General features: G+C 45.2%; 17 protein-coding genes, 1 pseudogene and 1 riboswitch. Of the genes and pseudogenes, 7 read left to right on the top strand and 11 right to left on the bottom strand.

Features of this window, described 5'->3' with window-relative positions:
* Positions 1 to 14 precede the first annotated feature (14 nt).
* Entirely contained in the window at positions 15 to 653 is a 639-nt protein-coding gene (locus AAHT65_RS12740; RefSeq protein WP_343310317.1) for a pentapeptide repeat-containing protein, read from the bottom strand.
* A gap of 347 nt (positions 654 to 1,000) precedes the next feature.
* On the opposite strand from AAHT65_RS12740, the gene AAHT65_RS12745 reads away from it, so the two are divergent.
* Positions 1,001 to 1,804: an alpha/beta hydrolase gene (locus AAHT65_RS12745; RefSeq protein ID WP_315916709.1), complete on the top strand. Its 804-nt coding sequence runs from the start codon at positions 1,001 to 1,003 to the stop codon at positions 1,802 to 1,804.
* Positions 1,805 to 1,849: 45 nt separating this feature from the next.
* Here the strand turns inward: AAHT65_RS12745 and cysC are convergent, their stop codons facing one another.
* The 3 genes from cysC to AAHT65_RS12760 are packed head-to-tail and all read right to left on the bottom strand — an operon-like array spanning position 1,850 to position 4,380.
* A complete protein-coding gene (gene cysC, locus AAHT65_RS12750) occupies positions 1,850 to 2,449 on the bottom strand; it encodes an adenylyl-sulfate kinase (protein WP_061571190.1) in 600 nt (199 codons plus the stop codon).
* Complete coding sequence (gene sat / locus AAHT65_RS12755; RefSeq protein WP_061670489.1) at positions 2,439 to 3,614, bottom strand: sulfate adenylyltransferase; 1,176 nt, start codon at positions 3,612 to 3,614, stop codon at positions 2,439 to 2,441. The genes cysC and sat overlap by 11 nt, the downstream gene beginning before the upstream one ends.
* A 55-nt stretch (positions 3,615 to 3,669) precedes the next feature.
* Positions 3,670 to 4,380 (bottom strand): phosphoadenylyl-sulfate reductase, encoded by a 711-nt coding sequence (locus AAHT65_RS12760; RefSeq protein WP_343310318.1) that lies wholly within the window; start codon positions 4,378 to 4,380, stop codon positions 3,670 to 3,672.
* A 209-nt stretch (positions 4,381 to 4,589) separates the two neighbouring features.
* Between AAHT65_RS12760 and AAHT65_RS12765 the strand changes: the two genes are divergently transcribed.
* Both AAHT65_RS12765 and AAHT65_RS12770 read left to right on the top strand, forming a co-directional pair.
* The gene (locus AAHT65_RS12765; protein ID WP_315916711.1) at positions 4,590 to 5,282 is read left to right on the top strand and encodes a 2-phosphosulfolactate phosphatase; all 693 of its coding nucleotides are present in this window, start codon (positions 4,590 to 4,592) and stop codon (positions 5,280 to 5,282) included.
* A complete protein-coding gene (locus tag AAHT65_RS12770; RefSeq protein WP_094231785.1) occupies positions 5,279 to 6,037 on the top strand; it encodes a phosphosulfolactate synthase in 759 nt (252 codons plus the stop codon). Before AAHT65_RS12765 ends, AAHT65_RS12770 begins: the two co-directional genes overlap by 4 nt.
* A 57-nt stretch (positions 6,038 to 6,094) precedes the next feature.
* Here the strand turns inward: AAHT65_RS12770 and AAHT65_RS12775 are convergent, their stop codons facing one another.
* From AAHT65_RS12775 to AAHT65_RS12805, 7 genes are all read right to left on the bottom strand, one after another.
* Entirely contained in the window at positions 6,095 to 6,706 is a 612-nt protein-coding gene (locus AAHT65_RS12775) for a YitT family protein (protein WP_003327638.1), read from the bottom strand.
* A gap of 85 nt (positions 6,707 to 6,791) precedes the next feature.
* The gene (locus AAHT65_RS12780) at positions 6,792 to 7,907 is read right to left on the bottom strand and encodes a mandelate racemase/muconate lactonizing enzyme family protein (protein WP_343310320.1); all 1,116 of its coding nucleotides are present in this window, start codon (positions 7,905 to 7,907) and stop codon (positions 6,792 to 6,794) included.
* 9 nt (positions 7,908 to 7,916) lie between these two features.
* Positions 7,917 to 9,146 (bottom strand): MFS transporter, encoded by a 1,230-nt coding sequence (locus AAHT65_RS12785; RefSeq protein WP_425524855.1) that lies wholly within the window; start codon positions 9,144 to 9,146, stop codon positions 7,917 to 7,919.
* Between the two features lie 158 nt (positions 9,147 to 9,304).
* Complete coding sequence (locus AAHT65_RS12790; RefSeq protein WP_425524856.1) at positions 9,305 to 10,159, bottom strand: GNAT family N-acetyltransferase; 855 nt, start codon at positions 10,157 to 10,159, stop codon at positions 9,305 to 9,307.
* A gap of 13 nt (positions 10,160 to 10,172) precedes the next feature.
* Positions 10,173 to 10,613, bottom strand: a complete 441-nt coding sequence (locus AAHT65_RS12795) for a GNAT family N-acetyltransferase (protein ID WP_088116905.1) — start codon at positions 10,611 to 10,613, stop codon at positions 10,173 to 10,175.
* A gap of 114 nt (positions 10,614 to 10,727) precedes the next feature.
* Positions 10,728 to 12,566: a bifunctional homocysteine S-methyltransferase/methylenetetrahydrofolate reductase gene (locus tag AAHT65_RS12800; RefSeq protein ID WP_343310323.1), complete on the bottom strand. Its 1,839-nt coding sequence runs from the start codon at positions 12,564 to 12,566 to the stop codon at positions 10,728 to 10,730.
* 90 nt (positions 12,567 to 12,656) lie between these two features.
* Positions 12,657 to 12,779, bottom strand: a riboswitch (SAM riboswitch).
* A 119-nt stretch (positions 12,780 to 12,898) separates the two neighbouring features.
* Positions 12,899 to 13,390 (bottom strand): YajQ family cyclic di-GMP-binding protein, encoded by a 492-nt coding sequence (locus tag AAHT65_RS12805; RefSeq protein ID WP_003327632.1) that lies wholly within the window; start codon positions 13,388 to 13,390, stop codon positions 12,899 to 12,901.
* 150 nt (positions 13,391 to 13,540) lie between these two features.
* On the opposite strand from AAHT65_RS12805, the gene AAHT65_RS12810 reads away from it, so the two are divergent.
* The 4 genes and pseudogenes from AAHT65_RS12810 to AAHT65_RS12825 form a co-directional block, all read left to right on the top strand.
* Entirely contained in the window at positions 13,541 to 14,389 is an 849-nt protein-coding gene (locus tag AAHT65_RS12810) for a CvfB family protein (protein WP_094231787.1), read from the top strand.
* A 252-nt stretch (positions 14,390 to 14,641) separates the two neighbouring features.
* Complete coding sequence (locus AAHT65_RS12815) at positions 14,642 to 14,875, top strand: hypothetical protein (RefSeq protein WP_343310324.1); 234 nt, start codon at positions 14,642 to 14,644, stop codon at positions 14,873 to 14,875.
* Positions 14,876 to 14,896: 21 nt separating this feature from the next.
* A complete protein-coding gene (locus AAHT65_RS12820; RefSeq protein ID WP_106034606.1) occupies positions 14,897 to 15,190 on the top strand; it encodes a DUF3784 domain-containing protein in 294 nt (97 codons plus the stop codon).
* A 53-nt stretch (positions 15,191 to 15,243) separates the two neighbouring features.
* Positions 15,244 to 15,419, top strand: a pseudogene (locus tag AAHT65_RS12825) (M4 family metallopeptidase); the annotation flags it as partial.
* Positions 15,420 to 15,428 lie beyond the last annotated feature (9 nt).

The following is a 15,428-nucleotide window of genomic DNA, read 5'->3' on the forward strand; positions in this document are numbered from 1 at the left end:
TGTGTTCATTTCTCTTATGTAATGACCGCGCCGAGTGCTCTGGCGAATACGATGGCCTGTTGCGGAGTTATTTTGCAGCCTTTCAGCTTTTCAAGTGAAACATGAATCTGTTCAAACCGGCAGCTGCTGAGGTCCATTTTTTGAAGAGACGTCCCGATAAAGTTTGCGCCCTCCAAGTCACACGAATCAAAATGTGTGTGCTGAAAGACAGCGTCATTGCATTCACATTGCAAAAGTGAGCATTGATCAAAACGAACCTGTTTCATATTAGAAAAAAGGAACGAACTGAAATTGGCGGGGCACTGGCTGAACAAAACATTCCGCATGGTTGCTTCTGCCAAATTGATTCCTAGCAGCTTTGACTGTCTCCATTCGGTTCTGTGGATAATAGCGCCGCTAAAATCGGCATTTGACAGATCACACTTTTCAAACAGCACATCGGTTAATTCAATGTTCCGGAATGAGACATCAATAAATGCCACATTTCTGAAAACCACCTGATCTGCGCATATTCTTTCAATGTCTTCCCCAATGATCGAACAATCTTCAATCAGGCACATCTCGAGTTGATCATCTTGCGTCAGCCCTTCGCCGAAGCTGGCTGCTGTAAGGGTTTCCGGAATTCGGGGTTTTTGAATGGTGCTTGTATTCATCTGATGACATCCTTTACTGATCTTGCGGCAAGATACTCCGCTGAGACATTTTTTTAGAGTTTGATAATAAATTGCAAAGCTATGCGATACATATAGTTAAATGAGCGCCTTTTAAGGCTGGTGAAGTTAACCGCGGAGCGGCGATTAAAACAGGGAACTCCAAGGCTGAATACAGAGCGAAGTTTTATAACGATAAAACTTTGACTGTTCAACCGGCCGAGAATATCAGCATGTTTACTGTGTTTAATGGCGGTTCGTCCCGCTTATTTCTAAAAGCATAATGGGAAGGTCCTTTCACGTCAAGGGGCGGCGGATGATCACTGGGGAACATGACAGGAGGTTTTAAAATGGGGCATTACATTCAAACTGAAGAGCATGTGACGCTATTTGTGGAAGATCTCGGTTCGGGCCGGCCGATTGTCTTTTTGCATGGCTGGCCGTTGAATCACCAGATGTATGAGTATCAAATGAATGAGCTGCCGAAAAGAGGCTTCCGTTTTATCGGCATCGACTTTAGAGGCTACGGAAAATCTGACCGCCCGTGGACCGGATATGATTATGACACGATGGCAGATGATGTAAAGGCTGTCATATACACCTTGCAGCTTGAAGATGCCGTGCTCGCCGGATTTTCAATGGGGGGAGCCATCGCCATCCGTTACATGTCGAGGCACGACGAAGCAGATATTAAGAAGCTGATTTTGATGGGAGCCGCGGCGCCTGCGTTTACAAAGCGGCCGTATTACCCGTATGGCTTCTTGAAAAAAGACGTCGACGACTTGATTGTCCAATTCAGAAATGACCGACCGAAAGCACTTGCAGATTTCGGGCAATTATTTTTTGAAAAGCATATCTCTCCGGAATTCAGGCAATGGTTTCAGGAGCTGAATCTGAATGCTTCCCCCTATGGCACGATTCATTCCGCTATAGCTTTAAGAGACGAGGATTTAAGAAAAGAGCTCGGAGACATTAAGGTGCCGACTCTCATTATGCACGGCGTCAAGGATAAGGTATGTCCGTTTGATTTCGCCAGAGAAATGAAGCGCGGCATCAAACAAGCCAAATTAATTCCGTTTGAAGAAAGCGGCCATGGGCTCTTTTTTGACGAGAAAGAAAAATTAAATAATGAAATCATGCGGTTTTCAAGGTAAAGCGCGAAAAAACCCGATGTAAGGATTCGGGTTCTTTTCACACGTTTATATGATTCCTTTAGTATGCAGTTCATGAATGATCAAGTCTGCTGCATCCGCAATGGATATTTTATCTGATTCAATCGTCAGATCAGGCGAAAGCGGAGCTTCATAAGGAGAGTCGATTCCCGTGAAATGTTTGATTTCTCCGCTCCTCGCTTTTTTGTAAAGCCCTTTAGGATCGCGTTCTTCGCAAATATTCAGGGGGCATTTGATATAAATTTCAAAAAATTCTTCTTGAGGAAATTTCTCTTTAACCATCTTTCGGTCTTCTCTGAATGGAGAGATAAAAGCCGTTAGGATAATCTGGCCGCTATCTACAAAGAGCTTTGCGACCTCTCCGATCCGCCGGATGTTTTCTACTCTGTCTTCGGCACGGAAGCCAAGGTCTTGGTTCAAACCGTGCCGGATGTTGTCACCGTCGAGCACGTAGCTTTGTATGCCTCGTTCATACAGCTTTTCATCAACCGCATTGGCCATCACGGATTTGCCTGAGCCTGATAAGCCGGTAAACCAAAGAACACAGCTTTTGTGCCGATTTAACTTTTGCCTGTCAGCCTTCATCACAGCCGTGGGGTGCCAGACGATATGCTGGTTATTGCTCATGATGGACCTCCGTTATATGCTGGATGGCAATCGGCTTTTGATGCAGACCTTTCATCAGGACATTGGCAACTTCCGGCCTGCTGAATTCTTTAGGGAGCTTTTTGCCTTGGCGCAGCAGTTCTCTTACTTTTGTTCCGGATAAGTGAATGTGGTCTCTCGCACTGTGGGGGCAAGTTTTAGAGGTGCCCATGTTTCCGCATTTCCGGCAATAAAAGCTATGCTCGAAGAACAGCGGCTTAATGCCCAGCTCCTCTTCAGTAAATGACTGGAATATCTGTTGCGCGTCATACGTGCCGTAGTAGCTGCCGACACCCGCGTGATCGCGGCCGACGATAAAATGCGTACACCCGTAATTTTTTCGGACGAGAGCATGGAAAATGGCTTCGCGCGGCCCCGCATAACGCATAGCCGCCGGGAATACCGATAACATCACGCGGTCTTTCGGATAATAATGATCAAGCAATACTTGATAGCTCTCCATCCTGATATCACTTGGTATATCATCTGCTTTTGTTTCTCCGACAAGCGGATGGAGCAGCAAGCCATCTGTTATTTCTAGCGCCGATTTTTGGATATATTCGTGCGCTCTGTGAACGGGGTTGCGGGTTTGAAAGCCGACGATGGTTTTCCAGCCTAGTTTATCAAAAGCGGCCCTTGTATCGGCCGGGGTGCAATAGAACTGTTCAAACGCTTTTTCAGGCAGGCGGCTTGCGGTGATAGGGCCGCCGATATAAGTGCCGGGCCGCTCCAGCAATTTTTTAACGCCTGGATGAGCTGGGTCATCCGTTTGAAAAACAGACAGAGCTTCCTGAATCTTATCAGGCTGATAGATATCGGTAACGGTCATGGTTCCATAAGGAACTGTATCTTTCACCAATGCAACCTTTTCGCCAATGGACAACTGCTTTGCGGTTTCTTCATTGACAGGCAGCGTGACCGGCAAACTCCATGGCAGACCGTCTGCCAAACGCATTTCTTTCACAACAGATTGGTAGTCTTTCTCTCCTAGAAATCCCGTTAACGGACTATACCCTCCAATGGCGATCAGCTCAAGGTCGCTCAATGCCAGCTGATCAAGCTCGGCTTCGCATACACAACCTTCAAAAGAGCATTCACGATCCACCCGGTTTATTAAAATCCCTCCATGAGGCTCATTTACATTCACTTGATAAAACCTCCATCTTTTAAGGTTCATTTTGATTATTTCTGTATGAGTTAGATTACTCTAGGTGCAGTCCGCACTCCGTTTTTTCGCGCCCGGCCCATCTTCCCGCTCTTTCATCATGCGGATTGGAAGAAGGCAATGTACACATTTCACAGCCTATGCTCGGGTAATTTTGATCGTGCAGCTTGTTGTACGGCAGATCGTTGAGCTGAATGTAATTCCACACGTCATTCCATGTCCAGTGAATAAGAGGGCAGATTTTAATTAATTTAAATTTTTGGTCCCTGTTGATGAATTTGACATGTTTTCTTGCAGGTGATTGTTCCCGTCGAAGCCCTGAAATCCATGCATCCATTCCCGATAAGTGTTTTTGCAAAGGCTCGATTTTTCGCATCTGGCAGCACAAATTCGGATTGTGTTTCCACAGCTCGCTGCCATATGTCTTTTCCTGGTCCTCTACACTCAGAGCAGGCTCGAGAAGCTGAATGGTAAACCCGGGATATTTGATCTTGGCTGTTTCAATGAGTTCGTACGTTTCTTTAAAATGCAGTCCTGTATCCAAAAAAATAATGTGCGCATTTTTATTGATCTTAGAGATCAAATCAAGAAGCACCATTCCCTCAGCGCCGAAACTGCAGGCATATACGATCTGATTCCCATAAGTCCGGAAAGCCCATTTCAGAACATCAAGTTCGTCGATGAGCTTTGCCGTTATATCATTTGCAGCCGTATCACTCCATGTTTCATAGGTAATGTGTTCGCTCAACTTTATTCCCTCCGCTCCTGAAACTCTTCGTTTGTTCTCTGAACTATAGATTAAGTTATAGGCAGACTATTCACCTTTTCCTTAAATGTTCTTGGTTTTTACCCCTTATCTTTCATAGATTGGCAGGGAGGCGGGGAACCAATAGGCGGTTTGATGAATATACTTTTTTGACTTGACCGCAATGTTTATTGCCTGAAGGGAGGGGTAGGATGCCGGTTACGATTTATCAGGGAAATGATTATTCGCCCGCCCCGGCAGACATCAATATCGTAATTGATGTGATCAGAGCATTCACCGTCGCCCATTATGCTTTTATCGGAGGGGTGAAGAAGATTCTATTAGTCAGAACAACGAAAGAAGCATTTCGTCTGAAAAAAACATACCCGGATTATCTATTAACGGGGGAGGTGAATGGCGTCGGGATCAAAGGATTTGATTTAGATAACTCTCCTAAACGCGCGGCGGGACATGATATGGGGGGGAAGACGCTCATTCAAAAAACAACTAACGGCGTAAACGCGGCATTGCACGCATTACAGGCTGAACACATTCTGGTCACCGGTTTTTCGAATGCGAAAACAACGGCGGAATATGCCGCTGCACTTAGCCGCCGGCAAAAGGAGCCCGTGATCAACATCATAGCTTCCCACCCGACAGGTGATGATGATATGGCCTGCGCTGAATATATCAAAGACATCATTGAAGGCAAGCAGACGATCGCACCCGCTGAGGCCGTTATGAGAATCAAAAACTCTCATGTTGCCGAGAAGTTTTTCGATCGTGAGAATCCATTATTTGATCCGGACGATATCACTTATTGCATAAAAGAAATACCGGGCCATTTTGTGATGAAAATCAATCCGGAAAAAGAAGTACCAATGATTGAGAGGGTTATAATATGAATCATTTCACGCTTGATTTGCCATTGAGAACAATCAAACCGAGAAAAACCGGCCTGACCATTTTAATTGATAATGGCTATCCACTGCGTTTTTTTAAAGATTCAATCGAAGGAGCGGCCGATTATATTGATTTTGTCAAATTCGGCTGGGGGACATCGTTGATTACGAAAGATTTGGAGGAGAAGATCAGCTGCCTGAAAGAGAATGACGTGAAGTACTTCTTCGGAGGCACACTATTTGAAAAGTATGCAAGCCAGAAAAAGGTCGATGAATTTTATCGGTACTGTACATCATACGGCTGTGAGTATATTGAAATATCAAACGGAACAATTCCGATAACCAATAAAGAAAAAGCGGCATACATTACAGATTTTTCGAGTGAATTTAATGTATTCAGTGAAGTGGGAAGCAAGGATAACGTGATATCGAATCAGCAAGGGCCGGAAGAGTGGATCGAATCTATTCTCGAAGATATAGAAGCCGGTTCTGAAAAAGTCATAACGGAAGCAAGAGAGAGCGGAACAGGAGGCCTGTGCTCCAGTAATGGAGATATCCGGTTTCATATAACTGATGATATCTTATCTTCCGGAATTGATATCAACAAACTGATTTTTGAAGCCCCAAATAAAACGCTTCAAACAGGTTTTATCCAAAAAGCCGGTCCAAATGTGAACATGGCCAATATTTCATTTCAAGATGTGATTTCTTTAGAAACCTTGCGGCTGGGATTGCGATCCGATACTTTCTATCTGTAAAAGAAGCGGCTTAAGGGCTCTCGTTTCAAAAGGGAGAGCCTTTAGAGCCTTGCATTATCATTTTTTACGGTACATAGGCGTCAAGAGAGGAAGGGAGGCAAAACGGATTTGATAGATTACATCAATCACTCTCGTGGAAATTAATTGGCAAATAAGTGCTTGGAACACGATGGCCCAGGCAATAATAGAAGCGGTAATCAAAAAGATCACACAATTTATGGCTAATAAAATATTGCCGGGATTCCCTCCGCGGTAGATGGAAATCATGAGCGCGAGGGCGCCAAAACCCCCGTTGGAAATTTTGTATTTGTATAAAAGGCCGATGCCAAGCCCTAATAAAAGAGACCCGCCTGCCAAATCAAGCCAAAGATTTGCGGCTACATCGGGAAAGGCGGAATCGAAAATCAATACCGAGACAGATGTGACTGTAATAGAGGCAAGGGTTCCGACAAACGTTCTCATTTCCAGCCATTTCAGGGCGGTGAAAAGCATGGACACATTCACAGCCCAAACCGAAATGCCATGCGGAATATGAAACAAATAGTTGAATAAAACGGCAACGCCAGCCGCTCCACCTGAAGGGATATCATGAGGGAACAAAAACAAGGACATGCCAAGCCCTTGTAAAACGCCTCCTGCAAGAATCATACATATCATTTTTACTTTCATGAGCCGCTCCTTTAAAAAAGACTCGTCCGTTGTTTATATTTTATGAGGCTGTCCTTTTATTATGTCAAAATAAAAGAGGTTCAGCCTAATAGGCTGAACCGTCCCATGTATAATGATTGATCAAATCCATATTGATTTCTGTGCCGATGCCCGTTCCGGCAGGGATATCAATCGTTCCGTTTGCAGGCTGAAGGGGCACAAGATCTGTAAAAGGATTGTCCATCACATCCCATTCGAGCGGTTCAATCTGATTGTGCTCCATTTTTGACCAAGGCGGCAGGCAGGCTTGTGAAAATAATGCATATAGCCTCGAAAGTGCACCGTCATAGGCATGAGGGGAAACCCTGACGCCGAAGTGACGGGCGAGCTGCAGACAGTCGCGAAACTCGTCAATTCCATTCACATGCATGACATCTGGCTGAATGATATCAAAACCGCGCTGGGAAAGAAGAGGAACAAATTGCTTTGCGCCTTTTATATTTTCGCCTCCTGCAAGAGGGACAGAGAGGCGGCTTCTGAGCAGAGCATTATCTTGTATGTGGTCAAGAGGGACAGGCTCCTCAAGCCAAAGAATATTCGTCCATTGTGAAAAATAGCGCTCCCACAGTAAAGCGGTTGCCGCGTCATAGCTTTGATTGGCATCCAATATAATAGAGACTGAATCGCCGCATGCATGCTGAAGCGCTTTGATATGGGCGGCATCCTCTTCAAACGATTTGCCGCCTATTTTTACTTTTATTTGTTTAAACCCTTTTTTCAGCATTGCTTCAGTATGAAGAAGAGAACTGCTGATCCACTGCTGATGATCAGAATATGACTGGAAAGAGGCGTATACAGGTATTTGCCGCCTGTAGCTCCCTCCCCATAATTCACATACGGAACAATTGGCGGCCTTTGCCGCTATCTCGGTTAACGCCATACTGACAGCTGATGCCGCTCGCTGATGCCACTTTTTTACGGTGCGAACTAAAGGCAGCCGGCAGCCGGCCTGTTTTCCAAGAAGGTAAGGGATAATGCGGTTGGTAAATCCGACATGTAAAGAGGGCAGCCAATCTACGCATTCACCCCAGCCATCTATCCCGGTGTCAGTAATGATTCTGATGAGATAACACGTCCGATATTGCTTATATCCATTTGCATCCCCATAGGGCTCTTCCAAGCGGTGGAAAAGCGGGAATGTTTCAATACGTTCAATTTTCAAAGCTCTGTGCTACCTTTCTTTAGCGGGCTGCAGACGTTCACTTGACAGGTGCGGCTTTTCTTTCTCTTTGGTTTCTTCTTCATTTTGATTCACATGGACGAGAAGCAGCACGAGAATGCCGACAGCCAGTGTTAAGCCGGCGATGCTTAAAAACATGCCGGGTCTTGACCATTCCATTAAGCGTCCGAAAATCGGAGGTCCGATCGCGACACCTAAAAACCGAACCGATCCGTATAATGACGTTACAAATCCTCTTCGGTCTTTCCCGACAGCTCCGGTGATGAAGCTGTTGATACAAGGCAGCACAAGCCCGGTGCCGACACTGCTGATGACAAGAATGCTGATAAAGAGAACCAATTGTTCAAAAAAAGATAGCGTGGCATAAGAAATAGTCATCAGCGCCAAACCAAGAACAATCAGCTTTTTCATTAAGGATTGCTTTTGTCCGATTTTACTTCCGGTAATATATGAAGTCACACACATGACCAATAGCGGAATGGCCAGAATCAGCCCTTTTTTTACGCCATCGGTATCATAGGTTTTCTCCAGTACATCCGAAAAGTAAAATAAGATCCCGAATAGGGTAAATAAACAAGTTGCTCCCGCTAAATATGCGGTGAAAAGCCATCTGCCCTCTTGTTTAAATACGCTTAATAATCCTTTTGCGTATTTTCCTATGGTTGGCGGCTCCTCTTCTTTTTTCTTCTCCTTAATAAAAATCCACGTCAGCAGAATAGAAAGAGCGCAAAATGCAGGGAATGCAAAAAAAGCTCCATACCAAACAAGTAAGGCTATAAGAGAGCCGATAATGGGTGAAAGGACTTTTCCCATTCCGTTTGACGCTTCGACGATTCCGAGCACTTTGCTTTCCTGCGCCCCTTTAAACAGATCCGCCGACAGGGCCATAGCGATTGGGCCTGTCCCTGCAGCGCCGAGTCCCTGCAGGGCGCGTCCCGCCATGATCAAAGGAAACGATTGGTGGAAAAAACCGGCGATTAATCCGCCTATCCCGTACAGAAATAAGCAAGGAATAATAATTTTCTTACGGGAAAAACGATCTGCGAGGTAGCCGACAATCGGTATAAAAACAGCTGCGGTTATCGAAAAAACCGTTATGACAAGACTGACTTGAAATTGAGATAAATGAAGTTCGGATTTCATTTGCGGTAAGATCGGGATTAACATGGAATTACCCAGTGTTAAAATGAGCGGTATAGAACCGATTGCCACAATAGTCATCACATTAGGTTGTTTTGTTTGTGCCACCAAGGCTCACTCCTTTTCTTGTTAGAATGTCCTTGATGTATCGGTTTATTCAGAAAAGATTAACGCTCAGTCATATGTAAAAAACCGAATACGGAATGGACCGTATTCGGGCATTTATCATGTATTTTGAATCAGCCGAGTCCTTGTGACGTAACGGCGACTAAGTGTCCGTTTCGTTCCGGAAAAGAGCTCTTTTGAAGAACCATCAGCGGCGATTCAGTATCTCGTACAAACCCCATGGCCGCCAGATCAAGATCGATACAGCGGTAGTCTCCGGAAATATCAATTCGAATCCGTCCTTGCTTTCCATCCGCAAGCTCATTGATTAACAGAGCCGCACATTCTCTGGAAGGTGCGATTAAAGGCCCTATTCTCAAGCTGTCCGGCGTCTGGCGGGAAAGTCCGTACCCGACAATGCTGCCATCTTTGTTTTTGACAACGGAACATTCTAAACAGCCGGAAATGAGCTGCTGAAGCAGGCGTTCTCTGCCTGTTCCGAAAGCCGCCCGGTCTGTTTTTGTTAAAGCCTGAAAATCCTTTGGCTGAAAAGGTGCAATGTCTATATCAGAATCCGCTGTGTGAGGCAAAAAGCGGTCACACACATACTTATAAATGGAACTGATTTGCTGAAATCCGGCTTTTTGATAAAGCGGCAGGCCTTGCTCGGTGGCGACAAGCATAATCGGAATGGTATCGTTTAGTTCGCCGATGCATGCTTCCACCATCTTTTTGCCGAGACCGGCCCCTCTGAATTCTTTTTGTACGATCACAAGGCCAAGCGAAGCAAAAGCCCCGTATGAAAAAATGCCGGAGCAAGAAAGAAGAGTTCCTTTGCTGTCCTTATAACCAAAAAGGCGTCCGTTTTGCAGCAAAAGCTCCAGCTCCCGCTCATCATAACCCGGCCAGCCTGCGTGCCGGCACAATGCAAACAGGCCAGGCACATCTTTTTCTGTTAAAACGGAAAGCGCAGCATCACTCATTGGCATCATTATCACCGTCTTACTTGAGTTTTTTATACATTACAATATGAGGTCCGATACCAGGGAGATCAAATGGATCACCAGTATCCTTCCAGCCAAGCTTTTCGTAGTACCCTTGCACGTGGCATCTGGCGTTGCACCATACCGTTTTTGCCCCCATATCGGCAAGCTTCTGTTCAGCGCGAGTGACAAGCGTGCTTCCGGCTCTCTGCTTGCGGTATCCGGCAAGCGTCGCCATTCCCCTCATCTGATAGGATGGGCCAGCTTCAATCAAGGGATGATCTTGGCGATAAAAAGAAGCTACGCTGATCAGCGTTCCGTCAAAAAAAGCGCCGAGGTGAAAGCTGCCTTCCTCTTTGTCTCGTTCATATTTACATTGTTCTATCGTTTGGTGCGGACGCAAGATCATATGTCTGATTTCATAAGTATCTTCTGCTGAAATTTCATTGACAAGAATCATGATATCCTCCTTTTACTAATGGTTTGAAGAGAAGGGGAGACACCTCTTTATATTATCACCTGCCATCCATAAAGAGGAGGGCCGCCTGATTTATTCAGGCAGCCCTTTTCACGTTTAGTGCAAAAACACATTCTCGCGCTTTTCGTCTTTTTTCTGAATATAGGAAGTAAGCTCCGCCGTTAAGTCAGACCGGAGGAAAGGCGTGATCAGATAAACTCCGTTAAACAGCTCACATGCCGTATCGAGAAGAGAGCGGGCGATGGCGAGGCCTTCCGCTTTTTGTTTTTGCTTATCTTCACCGGCAAGCGCCATTTTCTCGCGAATGGAATCCGACAGTTTGATGCCGGGAATTTCATGATGAATAAATTCGGCGTTGCGGCTGCTGGTTAACGGCATAATGCCAATGTAAACAGGCGTCTTGAGATGCTTGATTTCGTTATGGATGTCGACAAGCTGCTGCTCTGAGTAGACTGGCTGTGAGATAAAATAATCGGCGCCGCAATCGATTTTTTTCTCAAGCCGTTTCACCGCTTTGTCAAGGTGGCGGACGTTGGGATTAAACGCCCCGGCGACAGAAAAATTGGTCTTTCTGCCGAGCGGTTTCCCCGATAAGGAAAGCCCTTCATTGAATTGCTTGATCAGCCTGATTAAATCAAAGGATGTTAAGTCATAAACAGATGTGGCCCCCGGAAAATCACCGATTTTAGAAGGATCGCCTGTAACCGCCAAAATATCGTTTAAGCCTAAAGTGTCGAGCCCCATTAAATGTGACTGCAAGCCGATAATATTTCGGTCTCTGCATGTTATATGAACGAGAGATCTGATATCCATCTGCTGCTTCAAAAGCGCTCCGCAGGCAACATTGCTGATTCTCGGAGTCGCGAGTGAGTTATCGGCAAGCGTCAGCGCCTCTATTCCGGCTTCTTTTAATTCGCTTGCAGCGGAAAGGAATTTCTCAAAGTTCAACTTTTTCGGCGGATCAAGCTCTACGATTATTGACCTTTTTTGAGAGGCGATTTCATCTAATCCCGGCTCGGTCCGCTCGTGCTGAATGGAGATGGTTTCCTGCGCTCTGACTTTCACTTCTTTTTCCGTAATAGGCTCAAGGCCGCCGACTGCATCTGCCATGGCCCGAATGTGGCTCGGGGTTGTGCCGCAGCAGCCTCCAATAATCCGTGCGCCTTGTTTTCGGAATTCAATGGCGCTGTTTTGGAAATACGTATCATCTGTTTCATACACAAGCCGTCCTTCTTCTAGGGATGGCAGGGAGCTGTTAGGATAAACGGATAAAAACGCATCATCAAAAATCGGCACCTCGGTGAGCGCTTCAATCATATGATAAGGGCCGAGCCGGCAGTTAATGCCCGTCACATCAGCACCAAGACCGACAAGCGATCGAAGAGCTTCCGATAGAGGCGTTCCGTCTTGAAGCACCCCTTGTTCATGCATCGAGACATTCAGTACGATCGGCAAATCCGTTTCCTTTCTGGCAATTTTTAAGACTTCCTGTGCTTCTTCAAGATCATAATAGGTTTCCAAAAGGAGTCCGTCCGGCTCTTCGTGCAGCAAAAGATAAAGCTGTTCCCGAAAGCTTCTTTTAATTTCCTCAAGGCTGTACGCATTTTTGTTAAAGGTGCGGATGCCGCCCATCGTTCCGAGCACATACGCTCCGCCAGACGAGGCACGCGCGATTTTGACGGCTTCTTTATTGATTTTTTTGGTTTCATCTTCAAGTCCGTGCCGGGATAATTTGATATAGTTGGCCCCGTATGTATTGGTTTGAATAATATGTGCGCCCGCCTGAACATACGCTTCATGAATTCGTTTGATTTCCTCCGGCTTTGACACATTCAATTCTTCAAAGCATCTGTCAATGCCATATGAATAAAGAAGCGTCCCCATAGCGCCGTCTCCGATTAATACCTGATGTTTCAAATCTTCTAAAAGTCCCATTGTCTGCCTCCTTCATAACATTCAGCAAGGAAAAAAGAGAATTAAAAAAAGTCCTCTTAAGAAGAAGACTTTATAAAAGATTTGTCTATCTTCTTATCTTCCAAGCTGTTCAAGCTTGCTGGATTTAGCACCTTGGTCATGACTGCGAATGCAATCATTACACCGGTTGCTGAAGCTTCTTCGGGCCAGTCCCTCAGCTTCTCTTGATAAGAACAATGATTCAGTTTTTAATTGAGCAAATGAAATCCGGAATTCCCCAAAAAGAGATGAGGAATTTTCCTTTCTCCAAATTTACCGAAAATATAGACAATAATCAATAGCAAATGTAAAATTTATCGGAAATTTATAAATTGAACGTCAATCGGCAGGTCAGCACCGCGGACGGCAGACATAATCTGCTGAAGATCGTCCTTGCTTTTTCCGGTCACCCGTACCTGATCATCCTGGACTTGGGATTTCACTTTCAGACCTGAGTTTTTAATGATCGTGTTGATTTTTTTGGCGTTCTCTTTATCGATCCCTTGAACTAGCTTCGCGCGCTGTCTCACAGTGCCGCCGGAGGCATTCTCGATTTTTGAATATTCGATGTTTTTGGTCGGAACATTTCTTTTAATGAGTTTGCCTGTGAGCACATCCTTAAGCTGGCTCATTTTGAATTCATCATCGGAAACCAGAACGAGATCCTCTTTTTCTAACGTAATGTCGCTTTTACTGCCTTTGAAGTCATAGCGGGTGCCGATTTCCTTCAATGCAATCTGAATTGCGTTTTGGACTTCCGGGAATTCAACCTTGGACACAATATCAAAAGAACTTTCTTTTGCCATATGAAAACCTCCATAACATTTAACTTATGTGTTGATTATAGTAGAATAAAGAGAAACTTCCAACAGAACAAAGAATCAATTTGGGATGATTGGAAAAAAATAAGGAACAACATCCGCCAAAAACATAAGCGGAATAGGAAGGACGATAGCATGAGACCAGGGCAGCAATTAACCTTGAGTATAGATCACCAAACAGATTTCGGTTACTTTTTAACCGACGGAGAAGACACGGTTCTCTTACATAACAGTGAAGTGACAGAGGATATAGAAGAAAGAGACGAAGTAGAGGTATTCATCTACGTTGACCAGCAGGAAAGGCTTGCGGCAACGATGAAAATACCGGTCATCAGCGCCGAGCAATATGGATGGGTAGATGTAGTGGATGCAGTAGACGATATGGGCGTGTTCGTCGATGTCGGCTTATCTAAGGACGCGCTTGTCGCAACAGAGCATCTTCCTCCGTACGAATCCGTGTGGCCGCAAAGAGGGGACAAGCTGTATTGTATGCTGAAAGTGACAAACCGCGGACGCATGTTTGCAAAACCCGCGCCGGAGGACATCATCAGCGAGCTGTTTACTGAAGCGTCAGAAGATATGATGAATAAAGAGCTGACAGGAACGGTGTACAGGCTTATCGCTTCCGGTTCTTTCCTGATCACAGACGACGGCATTCGCGCCTTCATTCACCCTTCTGAAAGAAAAGAAGAGCCGAGACTCGGATCAAGAATCACAGGACGGGTGATTGAAGTGAAGGATGACGGGTCGGTGAACATGTCGCTTCTCCCGCGGAAACAGGATGCGTTGTCAGTAGACGCCGAGCAAATCCTTACTTATATGAGAACGAGAAACGGCGCCATGCCATACGGAGACAAGAGCGACCCGGAAGATATCCGCCAACGCTTTCAGATGAGCAAGGCCGCCTTTAAACGGGCGCTCGGACACTTGATGAAGAATAACAAGGTCTATCAGGAAAACGGCTGGACATATGAAAAGCAATAAAGTAGAGAGCAGGCTGCCAGAGAGCAAGCCTGCTTTTTTTGCGGTGAATATATCCAATTGAGTATGGTCTCCAAGTGCCGAGGAGTCCGGACAGGATTTGGGGAATACTCCGCGAAACGCTCCATGCTTTACTAACCTCATGAAAAAACAGCAGAACATAGAGCGTTATGCAGAGGAACTATATACAGAGCTGAAGAATATGTCTGATGTAGAAAGAGAGAATGCAATCGGGGAAATGAGGGTCGCGTATTTGTGAAGAATGACAAAACAAAGGCCGAGAAACTCCCAAATGTGATTTCTGAGGAATTTTCGCAGCCGAAGGAGTTTGCTGAAGCGTTATTGGGCGTGAGGAACAACGGGACAATCGTCTATTTCTGTCAGAAAAAACAAAATGAAATCTCAAAAAGAGATCATCGTTATAGCAAATCTGGCAGCGGTTTAGTTGGTGTTGTAGCTGTGCCGTTTTTTTTCTTTTTTGAATTTTAAGTAACACGGGGAGGCCGTAACATGGATTTAAGCATCAATTATCTGTTAACGATCATTTCGCTTCTTTTCTTTTGGATAGCCTATTATGTAGGAATAAAAAAACAAACTTGGATACTGGCCGGTTTTAATGAGGCGCGTATCCGTGACAAGGATAGGCTGGCAAGAATTGCAGGCTGCTTTTTCTTGAATTCCGGTTTATTTATTCTGCTGAACAGCTTTATCGCATTTCCCGGACAGGAGCAGCTGATCCCGCCGCTCATTTTGGCATATGGGGCCGGCGTCATTATTTACGTGAATAAGAAATTAGTAGAATAGCGGCAGCCTAATAGGAGGATGTTTATACGCTGAATGTTGGGAGCGAAGCCTAAGAGCAAATTTATTATCGGGCGTTAAGTTTTTATGTAACAGCATCCCAGATTCTTAGTATGAGGAAACAAGCAGCTATCGAGGCGGCCAATATTTGTACGGTGAAGGTTCAAAGCAATCTGCTTCGGTCCTGCATGCATATAAGAGAAAAGTAAAAAACCGGCAGTCCTTATCATAAAGCTTACCG

Origin of the sequence: Bacillus atrophaeus (assembly GCF_039519175.1) — a bacterium.
Taxonomy (GTDB): Bacteria; Bacillota; Bacilli; order Bacillales; family Bacillaceae; genus Bacillus; species Bacillus atrophaeus.